This is a genomic window from Methylobacterium sp. E-025, assembly GCF_022829705.1.
Lineage (GTDB): Bacteria > Pseudomonadota > Alphaproteobacteria > Rhizobiales > Beijerinckiaceae > Methylobacterium.
Genome location: NZ_JAKSYR010000081.1, coordinates 76,173 through 97,634, shown reverse-complemented (window position 1 = coordinate 97,634; position 21,462 = coordinate 76,173). Strand labels below are relative to the sequence as shown.

20 protein-coding genes and 1 tRNA gene are annotated in these 21,462 nt (G+C 71.3%); 10 read left to right on the top strand and 11 right to left on the bottom strand.

Annotated features, from left to right (window positions below):
• Positions 1 to 182 precede the first annotated feature (182 nt).
• On the top strand, positions 183 to 845 hold the full coding sequence (locus MKK64_RS09450) for an NYN domain-containing protein (RefSeq protein ID WP_243933947.1): 663 nt from the start codon (positions 183 to 185) through the stop codon (positions 843 to 845).
• Here MKK64_RS09450 and MKK64_RS09445 read toward each other — a convergent pair.
• The 3 genes from MKK64_RS09445 to dapA all read right to left on the bottom strand — a co-directional run bounded on the left by MKK64_RS09445 (position 842) and on the right by dapA (position 3,123).
• Entirely contained in the window at positions 842 to 1,417 is a 576-nt protein-coding gene (locus MKK64_RS09445; RefSeq protein WP_243933946.1) for a peroxiredoxin, read from the bottom strand. The two genes, MKK64_RS09450 and MKK64_RS09445, sit on opposite strands and share 4 nt — an antisense overlap.
• 311 nt (positions 1,418 to 1,728) lie before the next feature.
• Complete coding sequence (smpB, locus tag MKK64_RS09440; protein WP_147727737.1) at positions 1,729 to 2,202, bottom strand: SsrA-binding protein SmpB; 474 nt, start codon at positions 2,200 to 2,202, stop codon at positions 1,729 to 1,731.
• 21 nt (positions 2,203 to 2,223) lie between these two features.
• Entirely contained in the window at positions 2,224 to 3,123 is a 900-nt protein-coding gene (gene dapA, locus MKK64_RS09435; protein ID WP_147727736.1) for a 4-hydroxy-tetrahydrodipicolinate synthase, read from the bottom strand.
• Between the two features lie 203 nt (positions 3,124 to 3,326).
• Here dapA and MKK64_RS09430 point away from each other — a divergent pair, with 203 nt between their 5' ends.
• Entirely contained in the window at positions 3,327 to 5,636 is a 2,310-nt protein-coding gene (locus tag MKK64_RS09430; protein WP_243933938.1) for a transglycosylase SLT domain-containing protein, read from the top strand.
• Between the two features lie 438 nt (positions 5,637 to 6,074).
• Here the strand turns inward: MKK64_RS09430 and MKK64_RS09425 are convergent, their stop codons facing one another.
• Positions 6,075 to 7,493 carry a hypothetical protein gene (locus tag MKK64_RS09425; RefSeq protein ID WP_243933924.1) on the bottom strand — a complete coding sequence of 473 codons (1,419 nt, stop codon included), beginning with the start codon at positions 7,491 to 7,493 and terminating at the stop codon, positions 6,075 to 6,077.
• 317 nt (positions 7,494 to 7,810) lie between these two features.
• A complete protein-coding gene (gene uvrB, locus MKK64_RS09420) occupies positions 7,811 to 10,519 on the bottom strand; it encodes an excinuclease ABC subunit UvrB (RefSeq protein WP_243933918.1) in 2,709 nt (902 codons plus the stop codon).
• Positions 10,520 to 10,718: 199 nt separating this feature from the next.
• Between uvrB and MKK64_RS09415 the strand changes: the two genes are divergently transcribed.
• Entirely contained in the window at positions 10,719 to 10,958 is a 240-nt protein-coding gene (locus tag MKK64_RS09415; protein WP_313898900.1) for a hypothetical protein, read from the top strand.
• A 46-nt stretch (positions 10,959 to 11,004) separates the two neighbouring features.
• Here MKK64_RS09415 and MKK64_RS28065 read toward each other — a convergent pair whose 3' ends face one another.
• The 3 genes from MKK64_RS28065 to MKK64_RS09405 form a co-directional block, all read right to left on the bottom strand.
• Positions 11,005 to 11,127, bottom strand: coding sequence for a hypothetical protein (locus MKK64_RS28065; protein WP_279593107.1), 123 nt, complete (start codon positions 11,125 to 11,127; stop codon positions 11,005 to 11,007).
• 90 nt (positions 11,128 to 11,217) lie between these two features.
• A complete protein-coding gene (locus MKK64_RS09410) occupies positions 11,218 to 11,529 on the bottom strand; it encodes a hypothetical protein (protein WP_147842294.1) in 312 nt (103 codons plus the stop codon).
• A gap of 99 nt (positions 11,530 to 11,628) precedes the next feature.
• Complete coding sequence (locus tag MKK64_RS09405) at positions 11,629 to 12,159, bottom strand: metallophosphoesterase (RefSeq protein WP_243933916.1); 531 nt, start codon at positions 12,157 to 12,159, stop codon at positions 11,629 to 11,631.
• A 208-nt stretch (positions 12,160 to 12,367) separates the two neighbouring features.
• Here MKK64_RS09405 and MKK64_RS09400 point away from each other — a divergent pair.
• Positions 12,368 to 12,444 (top strand) — tRNA-Pro (locus tag MKK64_RS09400).
• 243 nt (positions 12,445 to 12,687) lie between these two features.
• Here the strand turns inward: MKK64_RS09400 and MKK64_RS09395 are convergent.
• On the bottom strand, positions 12,688 to 13,338 hold the full coding sequence (locus MKK64_RS09395) for an SspB family protein (RefSeq protein WP_243933914.1): 651 nt from the start codon (positions 13,336 to 13,338) through the stop codon (positions 12,688 to 12,690).
• A 321-nt stretch (positions 13,339 to 13,659) separates the two neighbouring features.
• On the opposite strand from MKK64_RS09395, the gene MKK64_RS09390 reads away from it, so the two are divergent.
• Complete coding sequence (locus tag MKK64_RS09390; RefSeq protein WP_243933911.1) at positions 13,660 to 14,472, top strand: CPBP family intramembrane glutamic endopeptidase; 813 nt, start codon at positions 13,660 to 13,662, stop codon at positions 14,470 to 14,472.
• A 7-nt stretch (positions 14,473 to 14,479) separates the two neighbouring features.
• Here MKK64_RS09390 and MKK64_RS09385 read toward each other — a convergent pair whose 3' ends face one another.
• Positions 14,480 to 14,917 (bottom strand): histidine kinase, encoded by a 438-nt coding sequence (locus MKK64_RS09385; protein WP_147729923.1) that lies wholly within the window; start codon positions 14,915 to 14,917, stop codon positions 14,480 to 14,482.
• Positions 14,918 to 15,134: 217 nt separating this feature from the next.
• Between MKK64_RS09385 and argJ the strand changes: the two genes are divergently transcribed.
• The 3 genes from argJ to MKK64_RS09370 are packed head-to-tail and all read left to right on the top strand — an operon-like array spanning position 15,135 to position 17,511.
• Positions 15,135 to 16,385 carry a bifunctional glutamate N-acetyltransferase/amino-acid acetyltransferase ArgJ gene (argJ, locus tag MKK64_RS09380; protein ID WP_147842296.1) on the top strand — a complete coding sequence of 417 codons (1,251 nt, stop codon included), beginning with the start codon at positions 15,135 to 15,137 and terminating at the stop codon, positions 16,383 to 16,385.
• Positions 16,382 to 17,098, top strand: a complete 717-nt coding sequence (locus tag MKK64_RS09375; RefSeq protein ID WP_243933907.1) for an SIMPL domain-containing protein — start codon at positions 16,382 to 16,384, stop codon at positions 17,096 to 17,098. Before argJ ends, MKK64_RS09375 begins: the two co-directional genes overlap by 4 nt.
• Positions 17,095 to 17,511: a (deoxy)nucleoside triphosphate pyrophosphohydrolase gene (locus MKK64_RS09370; RefSeq protein ID WP_147727255.1), complete on the top strand. Its 417-nt coding sequence runs from the start codon at positions 17,095 to 17,097 to the stop codon at positions 17,509 to 17,511. Before MKK64_RS09375 ends, MKK64_RS09370 begins: the two co-directional genes overlap by 4 nt.
• A 5-nt stretch (positions 17,512 to 17,516) precedes the next feature.
• On the opposite strand, the gene MKK64_RS09365 is transcribed toward MKK64_RS09370, so the two are convergent.
• Positions 17,517 to 18,050 carry a GcrA family cell cycle regulator gene (locus tag MKK64_RS09365; protein WP_243933906.1) on the bottom strand — a complete coding sequence of 178 codons (534 nt, stop codon included), beginning with the start codon at positions 18,048 to 18,050 and terminating at the stop codon, positions 17,517 to 17,519.
• Positions 18,051 to 18,467: 417 nt separating this feature from the next.
• Between MKK64_RS09365 and MKK64_RS09360 the strand changes: the two genes are divergently transcribed.
• Both MKK64_RS09360 and MKK64_RS09355 read left to right on the top strand, forming a co-directional pair.
• Complete coding sequence (locus MKK64_RS09360) at positions 18,468 to 19,655, top strand: patatin-like phospholipase family protein (RefSeq protein WP_243933902.1); 1,188 nt, start codon at positions 18,468 to 18,470, stop codon at positions 19,653 to 19,655.
• Positions 19,656 to 19,736: 81 nt separating this feature from the next.
• The gene (locus tag MKK64_RS09355) at positions 19,737 to 21,362 is read left to right on the top strand and encodes an ABC-F family ATP-binding cassette domain-containing protein (protein ID WP_147859688.1); all 1,626 of its coding nucleotides are present in this window, start codon (positions 19,737 to 19,739) and stop codon (positions 21,360 to 21,362) included.
• The last annotated feature ends 100 nt before the right edge of the window (positions 21,363 to 21,462 follow it).

Sequence of the window (21,462 nt, the reverse complement as noted above, 5' to 3'; positions counted from 1 at the left end):
TCACACATGCCGTACGGTCACTATTGCGCACCGTCGCCGGCGATTTTTGGAACAAGCAGCGTCCACTGTCCTCCGTTGGGCCGACTTTGCACCCGTAACCTTGATGCGTGTCGTCCACCTGCTTTTCCGCGGGCGGTACGTGCCATGATTGTTTTGGTTATATTTTAGAAATGGATCGTGCCATGAGTGCACTACAGCGCAGCGCCCTGTTCATCGACGGCGCCAACCTCTACGCGACGACGAAGGCCCTCGGCTTCGACATCGACTACAAGCGGCTTCTGAAAGAATTCCAGTCCCGCGACAACATGATTCGGGCGTTCTACTACACCGCGATGATCGAGGATCAGGAGTATTCCTCGATCCGTCCGCTGATCGACTGGCTCGACTACAACGGCTACCGCGTCGTCACCAAGCCCGCCAAGGAGTTCACCGACTCGCTCGGCCGCCGCAAGGTCAAGGGCAACATGGACATCGAGCTTGCGATCGATGCGCTCGAGCTGAGCCAGTACATCGACCACATGGTGCTGTTCTCCGGCGACGGCGATTTCCGCTCGCTGGTCGAGGCGATGCAGCGCCGCGGCGTGAAGGTCACGGTGGTCTCCACCATCCAGACCCAGCCGGCGATGATCTCCGACGACCTGCGCCGCCAGGCCGACGAGTTCGTCGACCTCGTGCAGCTGATCGGCAAGGTCGGGCGAGACCCCAGCGAGCGGCAGGCTCGCCCGGCCGGCGACCGGACGCGCGACTATGCCGAGCGGCCCGCCCGCGCCAACCCGGGCCTGGAAAGCCGCTACGGCATCCGTCAGGGCGCGAACGGAGCGCCGGACGCCCCCGCCGAGGATTAGGCCTTCGCGGTTCCCTCCCCATCGAGCCAGGCCAGGATGTCGGCCGCGCTGCGATCGGGTGGGAACACCGGGTAGAACACCTTCGTCACGACGCCGTCGTCGACGACGAGGCTGAGCCTGCACAGCAGGATGGTACCGGCCGCCTCGAAGGTCGGCAGCCGCACCGCCATCGCGAAGGCGCGCGAGGCGTCCGACAGCAGCGTGAACGGCAGCTGCAGGCGCGTCGCCGCCTCGCGCTGGTAGGCGCCCGTCTGCGTCGAGAGCCCGTGCACCTGCGCGACGCCGCGGGCCTTCAGGTCGTCATGGAGATCGCGGAAGCCGCACGCTTGCGGCGTGCAGCCGCGTGCACCGGGAATCGCGTCCCAGTCCGCCACCAGGTTCGGGTGTCCCGGCGCGCCGGTTCGCGGATAGGCGAAGACCACCGTCCGCCCGGCGAGCTTCGCCAGCGAGACGCGGGTGCCGTCGGTCGCCGCGAGCGACACGTCCGGCAGCCTCATCCCGGTCAGGTGCGCCGCCGCACCGTCGTCGATCGGGGTGGGAAGGTCGGCGGGCAGGGCGAGGTTCGGGTCCATGGCGCGGCTCCGGTTCGAGCAGGCGATTCAACGAGATGGGGCATCGCGCACGCCACCTCTCGTTCCAGCCTCGAAATCTGCTTTCTTGAACGAACATCCGCGCGTCGCTTCCCTCCCCCCTCTGCGGGGGAGAGTGGCCCGCGAAGCGGGTCGGGAGAGGGGTGCGACGCTGCCGGATACGGCGCACCCCTCTCCCGACCCTCGCTCACGCGAGGCCCACCCTCCCCCGCAATGGGGGGAGGGAAGGCGCAATCGGACTCTCGCAACCCGGGCCGGGCATCGTCGCGCCGACCCGCGCGGCCGTCCGGGAGCTACCCCCGGTCGCGCATAATCCGGGCGCGGTCGCGCTGCCAGTCGCGCTCCTTGGCGGCCTCGCGCTTGTCGTGGGCCTGCTTGCCCTTGCCGAGGCCGAGCTCGACCTTCGCGCGGCCCTTCTCGTTGAAGTAGATCTTCAGCGGCACCACCGTGTAGCCCTGGCGCTGCGTCGCGCCGATCCACTTGTCGATCTGGCGGCGGTGCATCAGTAGGCGCCGCGGGCGCTTGGTCTCGTGGTTGAAGCGGCTCGCCTGGACGTATTCCGGGATGTAGGCGTTGAACAGCATCAGGTCGCCGCCCGACGGGCCGGCATAGGCCTCGCCGATGGTCGCGCGCCCGCTGCGCAGCGATTTCACCTCGGTTCCAGTCAGCGAGATGCCGGCCTCCAGGGTGTCCTCGATCGCGTAGTGGAAGCGCGCGGCGCGGTTGTCGGCGACGATGCGGCGGTTCGGTTCGGGTTTGGGAGCCATCGGTCTCTTCGGTGCCTGGCGTCAGCCGGCCAGGAGGCCGGCATGGCGCAGGGCGGCGTCGACGATCGCCTTGGTCGCGTCCGAGACCGGCACGAGCGGCAGGCGCACGTCGGCGCTCATGTGGCCGAGGCGTTCCAGGGCGTACTTCACCGGCGAGGGGTTGGATTCGGCGAACAGCCCGACCTGGAGCGGCAGCAACCGGTCCTGCAGCTGCAGCGCCTTGGCGAAGTCGCCCGACAGCGTCGCCTCCTGCAGGTCGGCGCAGAGCCGCGGCGCCACGTTCGACACCACCGAGATGCAGCCGTGGCCGCCATGGGCGTTGTAGCCGAGCGCGGTCGCATCTTCGCCCGAAAGCTGGATGAAACCCTCGCCCATGGCCTGCCGCTGGAGGCTGACGCGATCGATCTTGGCGGTCGCGTCCTTCACCCCGGCGATGTTCTTGAGCTCGAACAGCCGCGCCATCGTCTCGACGCTCATGTCGACGACGGAGCGCGGAGGGATGTTGTAGATGATGATCGGAATGCCGACCGCGTCGTTGACGGCCTTGAAGTGGGCGTAGAGCCCGCCCTGCGTCGGCTTGTTGTAGTACGGCGTGACCACGAGCACCGCGTCGGCGCCCGCCTTCTCGGCGTGCTGCGCCCGCTCGACCGCCTCGGCCGTGGAGTTCGATCCGGCGCCGGCGATCACCGGCACGCGGCCGCCGGCCTCGTCGATGCAGGCCTCGACCACGCGGTCGTGCTCGCTGTGCGTCAGCGTCGGGCTCTCGCCGGTGGTGCCGGTCGGCACCAGGCCGTGGCTGCCCTGCTCGATCTGCCAGGCCACGAACTTTCGGAACGCCGCCTCGTCGAAGGCGCCGTCGCGGAACGGCGTCACCAGGGCGGTCATGGAGCCCCGAAGGCGGCGCGCAGTGGTCTCGGTCATCTCGGGCGTCCCAGCCGGTCTCGTTGCCCGCTCCGGCCTGGGCCGGTGGTCCGGCGCCGCGCTGCGGGCAGCGCAGACATAGGGCTTCCGCCACCCCCGCGCAAACCCTTCGCGCACGCGGTTAATGCGTTCTTAACGCTCGGCGCCGAGGCTGTCCTTTGCCGGCATCCGTCGAAACCGGATCGCAGAGAGTGACCGCATCCATGGCGTCCCTCACACGCTCGCAGATCGTTGCCCTCGGCCTCGCGCTGACCGCGGGCGTGGCGCTGGCCGCGCCGGCGGTCGACCTGCCGCGGGTCCAGGCCCCGCCCGCCTCGCAGCCGACGCCGCCGGCGAGCGACGCCACGGCGCCGGCCAGCCAGGTCGAGGGTGCCAGGACCGCGATCGATCCGGTCGCCGCCGACGCGCTCAAGCTCGATCCGAAGGCCGCCGGCGATGCCGGGGCCGCCAAGCCGCTTCCGCCCGGGCAGGCGCTCCCGGCGGGCGCCGCCGCCTACGCCTCGGCCGACCCGGACGCGCCCGTCGCCTTCCCGCTGCCCGACGCCGCCGTGACGCCGGCCGCCCCCGTGCCGGAGGTGCCGGGCCTCGGCCCGATCGCCCGCGTCGGCGACACCGACGTCGCCCAGCTGCGCCAGGCGATCGACTTCTACCGCAAGGGCAAGGTCGCCGACGGCGACCGCCTGCGCGACGGCTTCTCCGATCCGGCGGCGCGGGCGCTGCTCGAATGGGTCGCGATCCGCGCCGGCGCCGGCATCGGCTTCGAGCGCACCGTCGCCTTCACCCGCGCCAACCCGGACTGGCCGGCGGGCCCGCTGCTTCGCCGCCGCGCCGAGGAGGCGTTGCTCACCGAGCGCAGGAATCCGGCGACGGTGCGCGCCTATTTCGGTGCGACCCGGCCGGCGAGCGCGCCGGGCAAGTTCGCCCTGGCGCTGGCGTTCAAGGCGGACGGGCTCGATGCGGACGCCGCCGACCTCGTCCGCGACCTGTGGCGCTCCGAGACCTTCGGCCGCTCGCTCGAGGCCAGGGTCGCCGACGCCTTCTCGGGCGTGCTCACCCGCATCGATCACCGCTACCGCATGGAGCGTGCGCTCCTGAAGGAAGACTGGGAGGCGGCCGGCCGGGCCGCGACCTATGCCGGCGGCGCCTATGCCAGCCTGGTGCGGGCGCGCCGGGCCGTCGAGGACAAGAGCTCCGGGGCCGCCTCCGCCCTCGCCGCGGTGCCGCCGTCGCTGCGCAGCGACAGCTCCTACATCCTGTCGCGGGCGCAGTTCCTGCGCCGGGTCGACAAGCCGGCCGAGGCGGCGGCCGTGCTGGCGACCGCGCCGAGCAACCCGGACGTGCTCGTCGACGGCGACGAATGGTGGGTCGAGCGCCGCATCGTCGCGCGCAAGCTGATCGACCTCGGCGACGCCAGGACCGCCTACGCGGTGGCGAGCGCCAACCCGGCCCGCACGGTCGAGAAGCGGATCGAGGCCGAGTTCCACGCCGGCTGGATCGCGCTCCGCTTCGGCAGCGACCCGGAGGCCGCGTCCCGCCACTTCGCGCTGGCCGCCGGCATCGCCGAGACGCCGATCTCGATCGCCCGCGCCGCCTACTGGCAGGGCCGGGCGGCCGAAGCCCTCGGGCAGGCCGATGCGGCCAAGGGGTTCTACGAGACCGCGGCGCTGCAGCCGATCGCCTATTACGGGCAGCTCGCCCGGGCCAAGCTCGGCCAGACCAGCCTCGCGCTGCGCGCGCCCGCCGACCTCGATGGCCCGGCGCGCGCCGCCTTCGACGACCGCCTCTGCATCCGTGCCCTGCGCCTGCTCGGGGCCGCCTCGCTGAAGGAGCTGGCGCTTCCGCTCTACATCGACACCGCGCAGCGCCTCACCGATGCGCGCGAGGTGCAGGCCCTCGGCGACCTCGCCGTCGAGATGAAGGACGCCCGCGCCCTCGTCGCCGTCGGCAAGCTCGCGGTGCAGCGCGGCCTGCCGCTCGACGCGCACGCCTACCCCACCATCGGCATCCCGACCTACGAGGCGTTCGGCTCGGTGCCGCTGGTCGAGAAGGCGATGGTCTTCGCGATCGCGCGCCAGGAAAGCCAGTTCGACCCGCGGGCGCAGTCCGGCGTCGGCGCGCGCGGCCTGATGCAGATGATGCCGGCCACCGCCCAGCGCACCGCGCGACGCGTCTCGGCCGCCTACGACCCGGACCGGCTCGGCACCGACGCGATCTACAGCGCGCGCCTCGGCCAGGCCCATCTCGGCGAGCTGATGGAGGATTGGCGCGGCTCCTACATCCTCGCCTTCGCCTCCTACAACGCCGGCGGCGGCAACGTGAAGAAGTGGATCGACGCCTACGGCGATCCGCGCAAGGGCGAGGTCGACGCGATCGACTGGGTCGAGCGCATCCCGTTCACCGAGACCCGCAACTACGTCCAGCGGGTGATGGAGAACCTGCAGGTCTACCGCACCCGCCTCGACGGCAAGAGCGCGCTGCTGATCGACGGGGACCTTCATCGCGGAGCGCGGTGAGGGGGTCGCGGGCGGCCGACGTGCCCGAACGGCGAAGCACGGTTCGACGACCTGACCGCGACCGTCCTGAAACCCGACCCGTCAGTCCGGGGCCGCGCAGCCGAGCCCGGAACCCAGAACCGCCAGCGAAGCTGTCCGAATCGACCGTCGACGCCCTTTCGGGCCGGCTCGGCGGTTCGGGATTCCGGGCTCGCCTTCGGTGCCCCGGAATGACGGGTCGGGTTTGGCGAACGAGCCGCCCCGCTCGGCGACATTCGACCCGTCCGCAAGTCGATGCGGGAGACGAGCCCCAGCGTCCGATCGCATGGGGGTCCGACGAACACGACCCCTGGATGACGGGCACGCCCGACACCCAGAGGCCTGGCCTGCCGTGTCGGCTGCCTCAGGACTTGCGCGATGGCCCGAGCCCGCCCGGCCCGAGCCGGGCGGGAGGCGCGCTCAGAACTCGCCGCCGAGCCCGGCCCGCACCCCGTGGCCGCCGTCGCCGCCATAGGCGTAGCCGACGTTGATCGCCAGCGGCACGGCGGTCGGCAGGCGGTGCGAGAGTGCCGCGCCGCCGGCCCACTCGCCGCGATAGGTCGCGCTGTTGAGGACCCAGGTGGTGCGGCCGGGTGCCGAGGGCATCGACGCGGTCGGCATCGCCAGCGCCGTGGCGACGCCCTGGCGTGCCTCGCGCCGGGTCTCGGTGGTGTATTGCGACAGGGCGTTCGTGCGCGATTCCAGCGCGCCGACGCGGGACTCGACGCCGCCGATCCGCCCTTCCGCCGAGTCGAGGCGGGAGCCGAGGCCTGCGATGGTGCTCGGGCCGTAGCCGGAGGTCGCGAGGTTGCCCGCCGCGTCGGTGGTCACGAACTGCGTCGCGCCGTTCTGGGCCGCGGCGCTCTGCGCCGACGTGATCCCGCCGAGCGTATAGGTGTTCGAACCGTTGCCGATCGCGACCTGGTTCGTGCGGGTGGTCTGCGCGCCGGGACCGATCGCGATGGTGTTGGCCTGCGTCGCCGAGGCGCTGCGGCCGATCGCGATGGACCCGTCGCCGGCCGCGTTCGCCTCGGTCCCGAGGGCCGTCGCGCTCACGCCGCCCGCCGTGGCGCCGTAGCCGGCCGCGAGCGCGTCAGCGCCGCCGGCGACCGGGAGTGGGAACTGGCTGACGTTGTTGCCGCGGATCGGCAGGTTCTCGGCGTTCGACAGCCGCAGCTCGATCGCCGCGATGCGGGCCGGGTCGTACAGGGTGCTGCCGCCGCCGCCGCCGGGTCCGGCTCCGCCGCCCGTGCAGGGATTGCAGGCGGTGCCGCCCGTCGTGCCGGTTCCGGTTCCGGTGCCGGCGGTGGTCCCGGTTCCGCCGCCGACCGACACGCCGACGGATCCGATCGTGCCGCCGCCGACCGTGGCGCCGACATTGGCCACGGTGCCGCCGCCGACGGTCGCGCCGACCCCGGCGATCGTGCCGCCGCCGACCGTGGCACCGACCGTCGCGACCGATCCGCCGCCGACCGTCGCTCCGACGTTGGCGACGGTGCCGCCGCCGACGGTGGCGCCGACATCCGCGACCGATCCGCCACCGACGGTTGCACCGACATTCGCGACCGATCCGCCGCCGACCGTCGCGCCGACGGTCGCGAGGTTGCCGCCGCCGAGGGTCGCATCGACCGTCGCCAGGCTTCCGGCGGTGCTGTTCACGGCCGTGGTCACCGGATCGAGCGCCCCACGCAGGACCTGGGCCTCGGCCAGGCCCGAAGTGCCGAGGAGCAGAACGCCTCCGAGCAGCGGGATCGCGATCGAGCTGCGCGAGCGGGCCGCTTCGCGACGTGGCGCAGGGGGGGACGTGCGCGCGGAGGCGCGGTTCTGGCGACGAGACATGGGGGCACTCCGACAGGGAACCACGCCGGGAGGCTGCATCGTGCCGAGAACACAACGCACGAGATCCATTGCATGGCTCATGCAATCTGAGCGGGAATGCTTAACGAGGGTTTGAAGTTACAACCGAGAGTTGCTTTTCTTCGCGGGGGTTCAGCGCGCGCCCGACCGTCCGCATTCGGCGCGGCGACCGCTTGCGCGCAGGAGCTTCGGGACGAGATGGGATGACGGGGAGCGAGCCGTGGCGGCCGAGCAGACGCTGCCGCCCTGCGCGGGACGTGATCCCGCTCGCGGCAACCGTCCGACGCAGGAGGCCGATCTCAGCGCCGGCCGCCGCCGCCCTTGTATTTCGGCTTCTGGCCGCCGAGCCCTTGCGTCGAGCGTGGCTTCGGCCGCTCCACCCAGGCGACGGCGCTCGCCGGCAACTCGCGGTCGGTGCCCGGCCCCATGTTGTCGAGGGTCGGCTTCGAAATCCGCGTGCCCGAGCCGCGCGGGGCCTTGCGGCCGTACTTGCCGGCATCGCGCTCGACGTCGGCCTGGCGCGCCATCGGGTCGTCGGAGATCATCAGCTCGGTCGCCTGGAGCCGCTTCAGCTCGTCGCGCAGGCGCGCGGCCTCCTCGAAGTCGAGATCGGCGGCGGCGGTGCGCATCCGCTTCTCGAGATCGGACATCACCGCCTTGAGGTTGTGGCCGACGGTGATCTCCGCCATCCCGGTATCGACCTGGACGTGATCGCGCTCGAACACGCTGCTGAGGATGTCGCTGATCCCGCGCTTGACGCTCTGCGGGGTGATGCCGTGCTCGAGATTGTAGGCGAGCTGCTTCTGGCGCCGGCGCTCGGTCTCCGCCATCGCCCGCTCCATCGAGCCGGTGATCTGGTCGGCGTAGAGGATGCAGCGCGCATCGGCGTTGCGGGCGGCGCGGCCGATGGTCTGGACCAGCGAGGTCTCGGAGCGCAGGAAGCCCTCCTTGTCGGCGTCGAGGATCGCGACCAGCGCGCATTCCGGGATGTCGAGGCCCTCGCGCAGCAGGTTGATGCCGATCAGCACGTCGAAGGCGCCGAGCCGCAGGTCGCGGATGATCTCGATGCGCTCCAAGGTGTCGATGTCGGAGTGCATGTAGCGCACGCGCACCGAGTTCTCGTGCAGGTACTCGGTCAGGTCCTCGGCCATGCGCTTGGTCAGGGTGGTGACCAGGGTGCGGTAGCCGGCCTGCGCCACCTCGCGGACCTCGCCGAGCAGGTCGTCGACCTGGGAGCGGGCCGGGCGGATCTCGATCACCGGGTCGACGAGGCCGGTCGGGCGGATCACCTGCTCGGCGAAGACGCCGCCGGTCTGCTCCATCTCCCACTTGCCGGGGGTGGCCGAGACGTTGACCGTCTGCGGCCGCATCGCGTCCCATTCCTCGAAGCGCAGCGGGCGGTTGTCGAGGCAGGAGGGCAGGCGGAAGCCGTACTCCGCGAGCGTCGCCTTCCGCCGGAAGTCGCCCCGGTACATGCCGCCGATCTGCGGAACCGTGACGTGGCTCTCGTCGGTGAAGACCAGCGCGTTGTCGGGCAGGTACTCGAACAGCGTCGGCGGCGGCTCGCCCGGCTTGCGGCCGGTGAGGTAGCGCGAATAGTTCTCGATGCCGTTGCAGGCGCCCGTCGCCTCGATCATCTCGATGTCGAAGGTGCAGCGCTGCTCGATCCGCTGGGCCTCGATCAGCCGACCCATCCGGGTCAGCTCTTCGACGCGGCCGTTGAGCTCGTGCTTGATACCCTTGATCGCCTGCTGCAGCGTCGGCCGCGGCGTGACGTAGTGCGAGTTGGCGTAGACCTTCACGAACTTCAGCTCGTTGATCTTCTTGCCGGTCAGCGGATCGAACTCGACGATGCTCTCGATCTCGTCGCCGAACAGGCCGATGCGCCAGCCGCGGTCCTCCAAGTGGGCCGGCCACAGCTCGATCACGTCGCCGCGCACCCGGAAGGTGCCGCGGGCGAAGTCCGCCTGGATGCGCTTGTACTGCAGCGCCACCAGGTCGGCGACGAGCTGGCGCTGCTCGATCTTCTCGCCGAGCGTCACCGTGAACGACATCGCGGTGTAGGTCTCGACCGAGCCGATGCCGTAGATGCACGAGACCGAGGCGATGATGATGACGTCGTCGCGCTCCAGCAGGGCGCGGGTCGCCGAGTGCCGCATCCGGTCGATCTGCTCGTTGATCGAGGATTCCTTCTCGATGAAGGTGTCCGAGCGCGGCACGTAGGCCTCGGGCTGGTAGTAATCGTAATACGAGACGAAATACTCGACCGCGTTGTCGGGAAAGAAGCTCTTGAACTCGCCGTAGAGCTGCGCCGCCAGGGTCTTGTTCGGCGCCAGGATCAGGGCCGGGCGCTGCGTCTCCTCGATGATCTTGGCCATCGTGAAGGTCTTGCCCGAGCCGGTGACGCCGAGCAGCACCTGGTCGCGCTCGGCCGCGTTCACGCCCTTGACCAGCTCGGCGATGGCGGTGGGCTGGTCGCCGGCCGGCGTGAACTCGGATTCGAGGCGGAACGGCTTGCCGCCCTCGGACTTCGCCGGGCGGTCCGGCCGATGCGGCACCCAGGTCTGCCCGTCGCGGAACAGCGGGTTTCCTTCCTCGAGCAGGCGCTGCAGGGCGTCGACCGTGGCGGAGACGCCGTCGGCGGCGAGCGGGGCCTGGTCCGGCTCGCCCTCGGGGGCGGGGCCGTCCTCGGGTGGGGTCATCCCGAGGGCCTGGGCCAGCGCCGGATCGACCTCGGCGCCCGGTGCGATGGTGAAGCCGCGCTGCGGCGCCTCGCCGAAGCCGGCGGGCTCGGTCGTCGCGCCTTTGGCCGGCGGTTTCGCCTTGGCCTTCGCCGGCTTGCGCTGGCCCGGCCGCGGCAGCTCGGCCGGCCGCTCGGATTTGACCTGCGGCGTGCGGGCGAGGGCGGGGCTCAGCAGCTGCGCCAGGAACGGATCGAGCGGCTGCACGTCCGGCCGGTCGGCCTTCCCGGTCGCTGAGACGTGCCGGGGCTTCTTGGGAATTGCCATGTGCCAAATATGGCGCGGCCCTGGGCCGGACGGAAGAGGCCCGACGGTCGCTGCCGGCATCCCGCCCCGATACCAGGGGCTCATAAACCGTTCGCCGCTATCAACGGCTGGGGTCGTCCGCCGCAATGCCGCCGGCTTGCGCGATCACACGCGAGCCGTGGGCGGCAGGCCGGCCTGACCGCTGAAAGCTGATGGGATGATGAACTTCGTTCTGGGAGCCGTGGCCGGGGCGCTGATCGTCGGCATCGCGGCGATCGCGGCGGCGCGGAACCCGGAGATCCAGCAGCGGCTCGGCCTGTTTCCGGCCGCGCCGATCACGCTGATGGCGGCCCCTCAGCGGCCGGAGCCGATTTGCCCGCCTCCGCCCGCGGTGGGGCCGACCATCGGAACGCAGGACATGCTGTTCAACAAGCGTCGGTTCTGGTCGGTCGCGCCCTGACCCAACGGCGATGGCCGGCGGTGCGCATTCGCTAGCGAGCCTCGGCTCAGACGCTGCTCAGCAGGAACATCAGGATCGTCGTGGCCGCCGTGGTGCTGAGGAAGCCGCACAGGGCGGCGGCGAAGGACGGGCCGGTGGCGGTGGTGAAGGTCTGGGTTTCGGTGGTCATGACGGCTGGCCTTGTCGGCGACGTGCTGCGTCGCGTTCGATGGGACGATGCTCGGAACGGAGAAGCTTTGCGGTGCGAACGCGCACCCGGTCAGTCGCAGCGGTTGACTTGCTTGGCGATGCGAAGGTTTCGCAGCTCGGTGCGAAGATCGATCGCGACGACGCCGGCACCGCAATCCTCGAAGGCGTCGCGGGCCTCGTTGTAGCGGTCCCCGATCTCGTCGAGGGTGTCGCAGACCCGATCGTGGTTGCCGAGGCGGGCTTCCTGACGGGCCTGGTAGCGGAGGGCGGACGCCTCATCGACCTTGGCGCGGCCTTCGAAGCAGGAGGGCGCGGCGAATGCCGGGCCGAGGCAGAGAACGAGGCCGAACGCGGCCAGTATCGTGGTCTTGGTTCGGGTCATGGGCCACCGTGAAGACAATCACGCGAGCGGTACGCTGGAAGAGGCAAAGTATTCGACCGGTGTCGTTCAACCCCCAGTCACGTGCGCTCAACGGCGGAGCTAGGCCGATGGTTCCGCTTTTGCTGCGCTGCGGCCGCGGCGCGAAACCAGGATCGCGGCGAGGTCGACCGGCGCGAAGCCCTGCGCGTCGACGCCGACGTCGTACTGCTTGGGCGCGGCACGGAGCTGCCCGTGCGAATGGCCGTGCAGATTGAGAACGCCGCGGCCGATGCCGTTCCAGGTGCGGAAGGCGTAGTGGCACAGCACCAGGCCGCGGCCGTCCACCGCGATCTCGGCATAATGCGCGATCGAGGCCCAACCCGGCGCATCGAGCGTATCGGGCCCGTCGTTGTTGCCGACGATCAGGTGCTTCTCTCCGTTCAGGCCGGCGAGGATCGCGTGGACCCGCTCCCGCGGCGGCCCGAGGGCGAAGTCTCCGAGATGCCAGACGGTGTCGTCGGGCGCGACGACGCGATTCCACGTCGCGATCAGCGCGGCATCGTGCGCGGCGAGGTCGGGAAACGGCCGGCGGTCGAGCCGCAGGATGCGCGGGTCGCCGAAATGCGTATCGCTCGTGAAATAGACCGCCACCGCCCGCCTCGCTGCGCCAGACCGCACGCGGTCTCGTGTCCGATCCGGCCCGCCTCGCGCAAGGGGCGTCGGGATCGGTGCGACACCCCACCCTGTTTCGGCGAAGCGCCGGAACGGGGCTTGCGTGCCCCGGAGCGGAAAGCTAAGACCCGCGGACCCTTCGGGGTGTCGGCGGCCCAACGGCATGCCGACGCGAGAGCGGACGTGACGGAGTATAGCGCAGCCCGGTAGCGCACCTGTCTGGGGGACAGGGGGTCGCAGGTTCAAGTCCTGCTACTCCGACCAACAAAACGGGACGTCGGTCGAAGGATCGATGTCGCCGCTCTGAGGAAAGGCCGGGGCCGAGCAGGCCCCGGCCTTTTTTCGTGGTCGTGGGGCCGGCCGTTCGGGTCCGCGTTCCGAGAGGCCTTGGGGACGCGGAAGCCTCGAAGGCGCCCGCCGGAGGCCGCGTGATTTTCCAGACACCCCGTCCGAGGCCCGATCGCGCGGACGCCTCCGGACGAGGGCTGACTCCCGAAGCGTCGAGCCTCAGCTCTTCTTTCGGAACGCGTCGAGGCTGACGACCTCGGCGCTGGCCTCGTTGCCGTCGGCGTCCTTCTTCGCCGCCTTGGCCGCGACGCGCGGCTCCTTCTCGTCCGCCTTGCCGCCGTTCTGCGCAGCGGGGAGGGCGGGGATAGTCTTCGGCGCGGTGCTGCCGATCGCCGCCAGGCCGGTGCCGGGCGTCACCGATTTTGGCTTCATCTCGGTCGGCTCGGAGGCCGCGCCGCGCGGGCCGGCCTTCGCGTTGCTCGGGGCGGGCTCCTCGCCGGAGGCCTCCGCCGTCTCGTTGAGGTCGAACTTCAGGCCGAACTGCACGGACGGATCGAAGAACCCCGACAGCGCATCGAACGGCACCAGCAGCCGCTCGGGAACGCCGGAGAAGGACAGCCCGACCTCGAAGCTGTGCTCGGTCACGCCGAGGTCCCAGAACTGGTGCTGCAGGACGATCGTCATGTCCTGCGGGTACTTCTCGCGCAGGGCCTGGGACATCCGCACGCCCGGGGCTTCGGTGCGGAAGGAGACGTAAAAGTGGTGCTCCCCCGCCAAGCCCTCGCGGGCGGCGTCGGCGAGCACCTTGCGCACGACGCCGCGGAGGGCGTCCTGAACCAGGAGATCGTAGCGGATCAGGTCGTCTGCCATCTGCGGTCGCTCTGTGCGGTCTGCCCGACGACCTGTCGCGCGGGACGCGCACCAAATCGGATGAGGAAGGAAGGCGGCTTCCGTCGCCGGAGGCCGGGTATCGAGCGGCCGACGCGCGGAACCGCGTCAGGCTGCCGACCACCGCGCCGGCGGACCCGTCCGGCCGTCCCGCCCGGCAGCGCCATCGTGTCCGAGGGCGGGGGGCTACGGCGAACGGAACGGATCCGATAGGTTCGAAGTGACCGGCGCGTCGCGAAGACCGTTCGTCGCCGTTCCGGCCTTTCGACCGGTGAGAAGAACATAGTGGGGATCGCCGCGGTTTTGAAGCCCGATCATGGTGTCCCGCCCATCGAAGCCGCCGCACCGTCCGAACCGGACCGGCGATGGGTCGCGGCCGGCCGCCTCGGCGTGAACCTGGTCGTGCTGGCCGGGATGCTCCTGCTCTACCTCGCGGCGGCGAGCCTGATGTCGCTGGCCGCGGTCCGGGTCGGCGCCGACCTGCTCGCCGGGATCGATCCGTTCCTCGACGCGGCGCGGCGGCCCTATCTCGGCGCCACCGAGCTCGCCCGCCGCGAACTCGCCGTCGACGTGCTGCGGCAGGTCTTCCTCGCCGGCCTCGTCGTCGCGGTCGCCCTGCGCCGCGACGGCACCGGGTGGCGCAGACGGCTCGCCCTCGATCGCGAGCGGCCGAACGGGATGCGGCCGCGCACGCTGCTGCTGATCCTGCTGCTGTGGCCGGCCGTGCACATCGCCTGGGTCACCGGCACCGCGGAGGCGTTCGGCGCGGCCTTCGGCAACGGCGTGCGCCTGTCGCCGATGCTGAGCCCGGCCGCCGTAGCGGCGTGGCTCGGCTACGTCGTGGTGCTGGCGCCCGCCGCCGAGGAGATGCTGATGCGCGGGGAGGGCTTCGCCGCCGCCCGCCGCTTCCTGCCGCCGGCCGCGACGATCCTCGTCACGGCATTGCTGTTCGCGATGGCGCACGTCTCGGCCTGGGGATTGGCCCGCCCGGTCTCGCTGGCGCCGCTGGCGCTGATGCTGGGCTGGCTGCGCTGGCGCACCGGCCGGCTCTGGCCGTGCATCGCGCTCCACGGCTGGAGCAACCTCGCGCTGATCGCCTACGTGCTGTGGCCGTGACGGCGCGTCAGGCGGGCCGGTTCGCCAGGGCTTCGCGCACGGTGCTCGCCACGGAGCCGTTGCGCAGGTCGCGCGGGATCAGGATCGCGTCGGGGAGGAGGTGCGAGGCGTCGCCCGACATCTCCTCGTAGAGATCGCTGGCCAGGACGATGCGCAGGCCCGGTCGCAGGGCGCGGGCCTCGACCGCGAGCCGCGAGCAGCAGAGCGCGCCTTCGAGCCCGACATCGGCGACCAGCACGTCGACCGGAAGGCCGAGGACGAGGACGGTGAGGGCGTCGACGCCGCTGTCGCAGGCCGTCGCCTGGAAGCCCGCGCGGCGGACCTGATTGGAGACCTCGTCACGCCAGCGCTTCTGCCGGCCGGCGACGAGAACCTGGATCCCGTAGCAGCCCCCTGCGGGCTGGGTCGGGCTCACGAGCGTCGTTCCGCTGGTGGGTTGCGGCATTCCGCGTTCGACTCGGCGTTCGCGTTGCATCGCAGCATGCTAGGCCGGGAAGCAGCGTTCGCGCAAGCCCCACGCCGCGTTTGCGCCGTATTTCTGAGCGCACCCGCCCAGGAAGCAGGCATGCGCCGGGATCGGGCAGGCGGTTGACCGAGGCCGGGCCGGCGGGGCAACAGGGCCGCGTCGCGGGCGACGCCGCGAGCGCACGGAGATGGTTTCGATGTCGTCCGCAAAATCGCCCCCCGTCTCCCCCCTCGCGCCGGCCTCGACGCCGGCGCTGCCCCCGATCCGCGGCGTCGCCCTCGCCACCGCGCAGGCCGGGATCCGCTATTCCGGCCGCACCGACGTGCTCTATGTCGGCCTCGACGCCGGCACCGCCGCCGCCGGCGTGTTCACCCGCTCGCGCTGCCCGTCGGCGCCGGTCGACTGGTGCCGCGAGGCGCTCGCCGGTGGCGCGGCGCGCGTGCTGGTCGTGAACTCCGGAAACGCCAATGCGTTCACGGGATCGCGCGGCCGGGATGCGGTCGCGCTCACGGCACGGATCGCGGCCGCTGCGGCCGGCTGCGCCGAGACCGAGGTGTTCATCGCCTCCACCGGCGTCATCGGCGAGCCGCTGGACGCTACCAAGTTCGAGGGCGTGCTCGCCGATTGCGCCGGGCGCACGGTGCCGGGCGCCGAGGCCTGGGAGGCCGCCGCCCGCGCGATCATGACCACCGACACCTTCCCGAAATGCGCGACGCGGACCGCCGAGATCGACGGGGTCGCGGTCACGATCAACGGCATCGCCAAGGGCGCCGGGATGATCGCGCCGGACATGGCGACGATGCTGGCCTTCGTCTTCACCGACGCGGCGCTGCCGCAGCCGGTGCTGCAGGCGATGCTGGCGGAGGGCACGGGCAAGAGCTTCAACTGCGTCACGGTCGACGGCGACACCTCGACCTCCGACACGCTGATGCTGTTCGCCACCGGCAAGGCCGCGACCGCGCCGGTCGCGGACGCCGCCGACCCGCGGCTCGCGGGTTTCCGCGCGGCGCTGGACGACCTCCTGATCGAGCTGGCGCAGCTCGTGGCCAAGGACGGGGAGGGCGCCCGCAAGTTCGTCACCGTCGAGGTCGGCGGTGCCGAGAGCGACGCCTCCGCCCATCGCATCGCGATGTCGATTGCCAACTCGCCGCTGGTGAAGACGGCGGTCGCGGGCGAGGACGCCAATTGGGGCCGCGTGGTGATGGCCGTCGGCAAGGCCGGCGAGCCCGCCGACCGCGACCGCCTCGCGATCTGGTTCGGCGACGTGCGCGTGGCGGTGGCCGGCGCCCGCGACCCGGATTACAGCGAGGATGCCGCGAGCGCCGTGATGCGCGAATCCGACGTCACCGTCCGCGTCGATCTCGGGCTCGGAACGGGCAAGGCGCGGGTCTGGACCTGCGACCTGACCAAGGGCTACATCGAGATCAACGGGGATTACCGCTCGTGAGGCGCCTCGCGATCGCCCTGACTTCCGGCTTCTGCCTCCTGGGGTCGCCGGCTCGCGCCGACGATGCCTGCGCGCGCCGGATCACCGTGACCGGGCGCGCGCAGGCCACTCAGGCACCCGACTTCGCGACCGTCGTCATCGGCGTCGAGGCCAAGGCGCCCAACGCCGCGGCGGCACTTGATGCGTCGTCACAGGCGGTCGGCGGCGTCGTGGCGCTGGCCGGGCGACTCGGCGTGCCGACGGGCGACGTCGGCACCGCGGCCGTCGTGCTGGAACCGGCGACGCGGACCGCGACGCGACCGGACGGTACGCGGCAGGAGCAGCCGGACGGTTACCGCGCGACGAACCGCGTCAGCGTGCAGCTCGCCGATCTGGGCCGCCTCGGCGACCTGCTGCGACAGGCTCTCGATACGGGGGCGAACAGGATCGATGCGATCACCTTCGGGCTGAAGGATCCCCTGGCCGTCGAGAACCGCCTTCGGGTGGAGGCGACGCGCGACGCGCGGTCCCAGGCCCAGGCGTTGGCGGAAGCGGCAGGCGCCAAGATCGGCGGCCTCTGCCAGCTCACCGTCGGCCATGGGCAGCTGCCGGATGCGGCGCAGGCCTTTCGCTTTTCCGCAGGATCGCGGTTTGACGCCAAGCGTGTGCCGATCGAGGCCGGGCTGATCGCGAGTCAGGCCGAAGCCACGGCATCGTTCGCGGTGGAACCATGACGGCGCCGGTGCGCCTGCTGCTCGTGGTCGCCGTGGCCTTGGTCGATCACGACGGCCGCGTGCTCGTCAGCGAGCGGCCGCCCGGCAAGCAGCTGGCCGGCCTGTGGGAGTTTCCCGGCGGCAAGGTGGAGGCGGGCGAGCGCCCCGAGGCGACGCTGATCCGCGAGCTGGCCGAGGAGATCGACATCCGCGTGGAGGAGCCGTGCCTGGCGCCGCTCACCTTCGCGAGCCACGCCTATCCGGACTTCCACCTGCTGATGCCGCTCTACGTCTGCCGGCGCTGGAACGGCACGCCGCGCCCGCTCGAGGGCCAGGCGATCAAGTGGGTGCGCCCGCGCGACCTGCGCGAGCTCGCGATGCCGCCGGCCGACGAACCGCTGATCCCCTACCTGATCGACCTGCTCGGCCCTTGAAAACCTTAGCGGAAGCCGGCCACGCGGCGGTCGCGCTTGCGCTCGGCCGCCGGCTGGTAGGCGATCTGGGCGTGATGCGTGCAGTAGGGCAGCCCGGTGATTGAGCGGGCGCCGCAGAACCCGAATTCCGGCGTGGTCGGGTCGCCGATGGGCCAGCGGCACATCGATTCGCGCAGATCCATGATCGTCACGCGCTGCGAGGCGGCGAGCGCCACCGGCTCGTGCGCGGCCGCCGGAACCGGGAAGTCCGGCGCGGGCCGGTGCGCGAGGATCGCCACCGGCTCGGGAGCCTCGGCCTCGACCACGGCGATCGCCGTCTCGATCTCGACTTCCTCCGCCGGCTTGCGCCGAGCGGCCGCGACGTCCTCGGCCGGCTTGATCACGCGGCCCGAGAGGCCGAGCCGGTGCACCTTGCCGATCACCGCATTGCGGGTGACGCCGCCGAGCTGCGCCGCGATCTTGCTCGCGCTCTGGCCGTCTTCCCACAGCTGGCGCAGCAGCGTCACGCGCTCGTCCGTCCAACTCAAGATTGTGTCCATGGTCTCGCCCCTCCCGATCTAGACCCGCGGACTGCCCCGGTCCCCCGCAGTCAAGGCGCGGATCGGGCGCGACCTGTCCCCGCTGACCGGCTGGTCCCGAAAGTCGGGACGAGGCCGGTCCGAAGCCCGTCGTGCGCGCCGCTGGTCATAGCCGCCATACCCCCCCTGAGGCATCCGGCGACGAGGGCAACCTACAGGACCGTTCTCCGCCGATGCAAGGCCGGCGGAAGCGGAGCCGTGGCTGTCCACCGCCCATTGTCCGGGCGGCGACGACCGCGGTTCCCGCGTGCCGGGTGTGACCCAGCCGCATCACCGCCGGCCGCAAGGCCGCGTTGCGGTCGCCCGGCCGGAACGCTAGTATGGTCAAGCTCGTTCGCATGCCGTGACGGCCCGGATCGGGCGTGGGATTTTTTGACGATGTCGCGTCGATACGGTTGGCTGCGCGGGTGCCTCGCCCTCGCTGTTGCGGCCCAGCTTGCCGCCTGCTCCTCGGTGCCGAGGATCCCGTACACCGCCGCCGAGGCGGCGGTCGCGGGCGTGCCGGGCATTCCCGGCGCCCGCGTATTCTCGGACGCCTCGGTCGAGACCTTCACCGAGATGGCGTCGACGCCGCAGAACAAGCGCCAGGGCTTCAGCTACCTCGCCCTGTCCGGCGGCGGCGGCGACGGCGCCTACGGCGCGGGCGTGCTGAACGGCTGGTCGGCCTCGGGCACGCGGCCGGAATTTTCGCTCGTCTCCGGCGTCAGCACCGGGTCGCTGATCGCGCCGTTCGCCTTCCTCGGCTCGTCCTACGATTCCTACCTCACCGACATCTACACCAGCGGCATCGCCAGCACCCTGGTGCAGAGCCCGAGCGTCGTGAACGTGCTGTTCGGCTCCGGCCTGTTCGGCGACGGCCGCCTGCGCAACCTCGTCGGGCGCTACGTCAACGCCGACCTGCTCGCCGCCATCGCCGCCGAGCACGCCAAGGGCCGACGCCTGCTGGTGGTGACGACGAACCTCGACAGCCAGCGCGCCACGATCTGGAACATGGGCGCCATCGCCGCGAGCGGCGCGCCCAACGCGCTCGACCTGTTCCGCGACGTGCTCACCGCCTCGGCCAGCATCCCGGCGGTGTTCCCGCCCCAGCTCATCGACGTGCAGGCCGAGGGACGCGCCTTCCAGGAGCTGCACGTCGACGGCTCGGTGGTGACGCCGGTCTTCACCCTGCCGCAGGCGCTGCTGCTGCGCGACAAGCGCCTCGCGACCGGTCAGAAGGGCCGGATCTACGTGATCATCAACGGCCGCCTCGAGCCCGAGTTCGACGTGGCGCAGAACAACACCCTGGCGATCGTCGGGCGCTCGTTCACCACGGCGAGCCGCGCCCGCAGCCGCCAGACGCTGGCGGCGACCTACGCCTTCGCCCGCGAGAACGGCGTCGGCTTCAACCTCACCTACATTCCCGAGGACGGCCCCAAGCTGACGACGCCGGACGGCTTCGACACCACCTACATGCGCAACCTTTACGAGGCCGGCTTCGAGCGCGCCAAGACCGGGCGGTTCTGGGAGAGCACCGTGCCGGCCGCGCCGCTGACCAAGGCGATCGCCAGCGCGGCGACCCGGTAGGCCTCGGCGCGCTCGCACATCGTGCTGCAGTGCGGTAGGGAGTGGGAGAGCGCCCCCGCTCCCGGCCCGTGACCCCCCATCATGCTGCAGATCGAAGACCTCACCTTCAACATGTGGGGGCGGCGCTTCTTCACGAAGGCCAGCGTGGCGATCCCGCCGGGGGCCAAGGTCGGCATCGTCGGCCGCAACGGCGTCGGCAAGTCGACGCTGTTCAAGATCATCCTCGGTGCGTTCCAGCCGGATTCCGGAACGGTGTTCCTGCCGAAGACGGCGCGCATCGGCTCGGTCGACCAGGAGCACCCGGCGACGCCGGTCAGCCTGATCGACACGATCCTCGCGGCCGACGTCGAGCGCGACGGCCTCTATGCCGAGCTGGAGACCGCCGAGCCCGAGCGCATGGGCGAGATCTACGGCCGGCTGATCGAGATCGACGCCGACCGGGCGCCCGCCCGCGCCGGCGAGATCCTGGCCGGCCTCGGCTTCTCGGTGGCCGACCTCGAGCGGCCGATGTCGGAGTTCTCCGGCGGCTGGCGGATGCGGGTGGCGCTCGCCGCCGCCCTGTTCGCCGCCCCCGAGATGCTGCTGCTCGACGAGCCGACGAACTATCTCGACCTCGAAGGCGCGCTCTGGCTCGAGGCGCGGCTCAAGCGCTACCCGCACTCGGCGCTGATCATTAGCCACGACCGCGAGCTGTTGAACAACTCCGTCGACGCGATCCTGCACGTCGCCAACGGGCAGCTCGAGCTCTACACCGGCGGCTACGACGACTTCGAGCGGCGCCGCGCCGAGAAGGCGAGGCTCCAGCTCTCAGCCAAGGCCAAGCAGGACGCCGAGCGCGCCCACCTGCAGAGCTTCATCGACCGCTTCAAGGCCAAGGCCTCGAAGGCCGCGCAGGCGCAGTCGCGGGTCAAGCGCCTGGCCAAGCTCGAGCCGATCGCCACCACGATCGAGGAGCACGTCGCGCCGTTCCATCTGCCGTCGCCGAAGCGCCCGCTGGCGCCGCCGCTGATGCACCTCACCGACGTCGAGGTCGGCTACGGCGACGATCCCGCGATCCTGCGCGGCCTGAACCTGACGCTCGACATCGACGATCGCATCGGCCTGCTCGGCGTCAACGGCGCCGGCAAGTCGACCTTCGCGAAGATGGCGGCCGGCGCGCTCGACATCCGCTCGGGGCGGATGACGCGCGAAGGGCGGGTGCAGGTCGGCTGGTTCCACCAGCACCAGATCGAGGCGATGGACCCGAAGGATACGCCGCTGGCCATCATCCGCCGCGAGCGGCCCGAGGACGGCGAGTCGGCCCGCCGAGGCAAGCTCGCGAGCTTCGGCCTCGCCTACGAGAAGCAGGAGACGACGGTCGATGCGCTGTCGGGCGGCGAGCGGGCGCGGCTGCTGCTGAACCTCGTGGCGATGCGGGCGCCCCACCTGCTGATCCTCGACGAGCCCACCAACCACTTGGACATCGACAGTCGCCGGGCGCTGCTCGACGCGCTGAACGACTACGAGGGCGCCGTCATCCTCATCACCCACGACCGCTCGCTGATGGAGCTCGTGGCCGACCGCCTCTGGCTCGCGGCGGACAACACCGTGAAGCCGTTTCCCGGCGACATGGACGACTACGCGAAGTTCGTCCTCGACCGCTCCCGCGCCGGCAAGAGCGCCCCGGGGCAGGGGCGCGAGAAGAAGGGCAAGAAGCGGGCTGCGTGATCCTTAGGCGGGATCATGATAGGGACGATCGAATACAGTCGATCGTTCCGCCGCGGCGCCGTCCGGCCGACGCTGTGCTTGAACAATCGCTCGGGCGGCC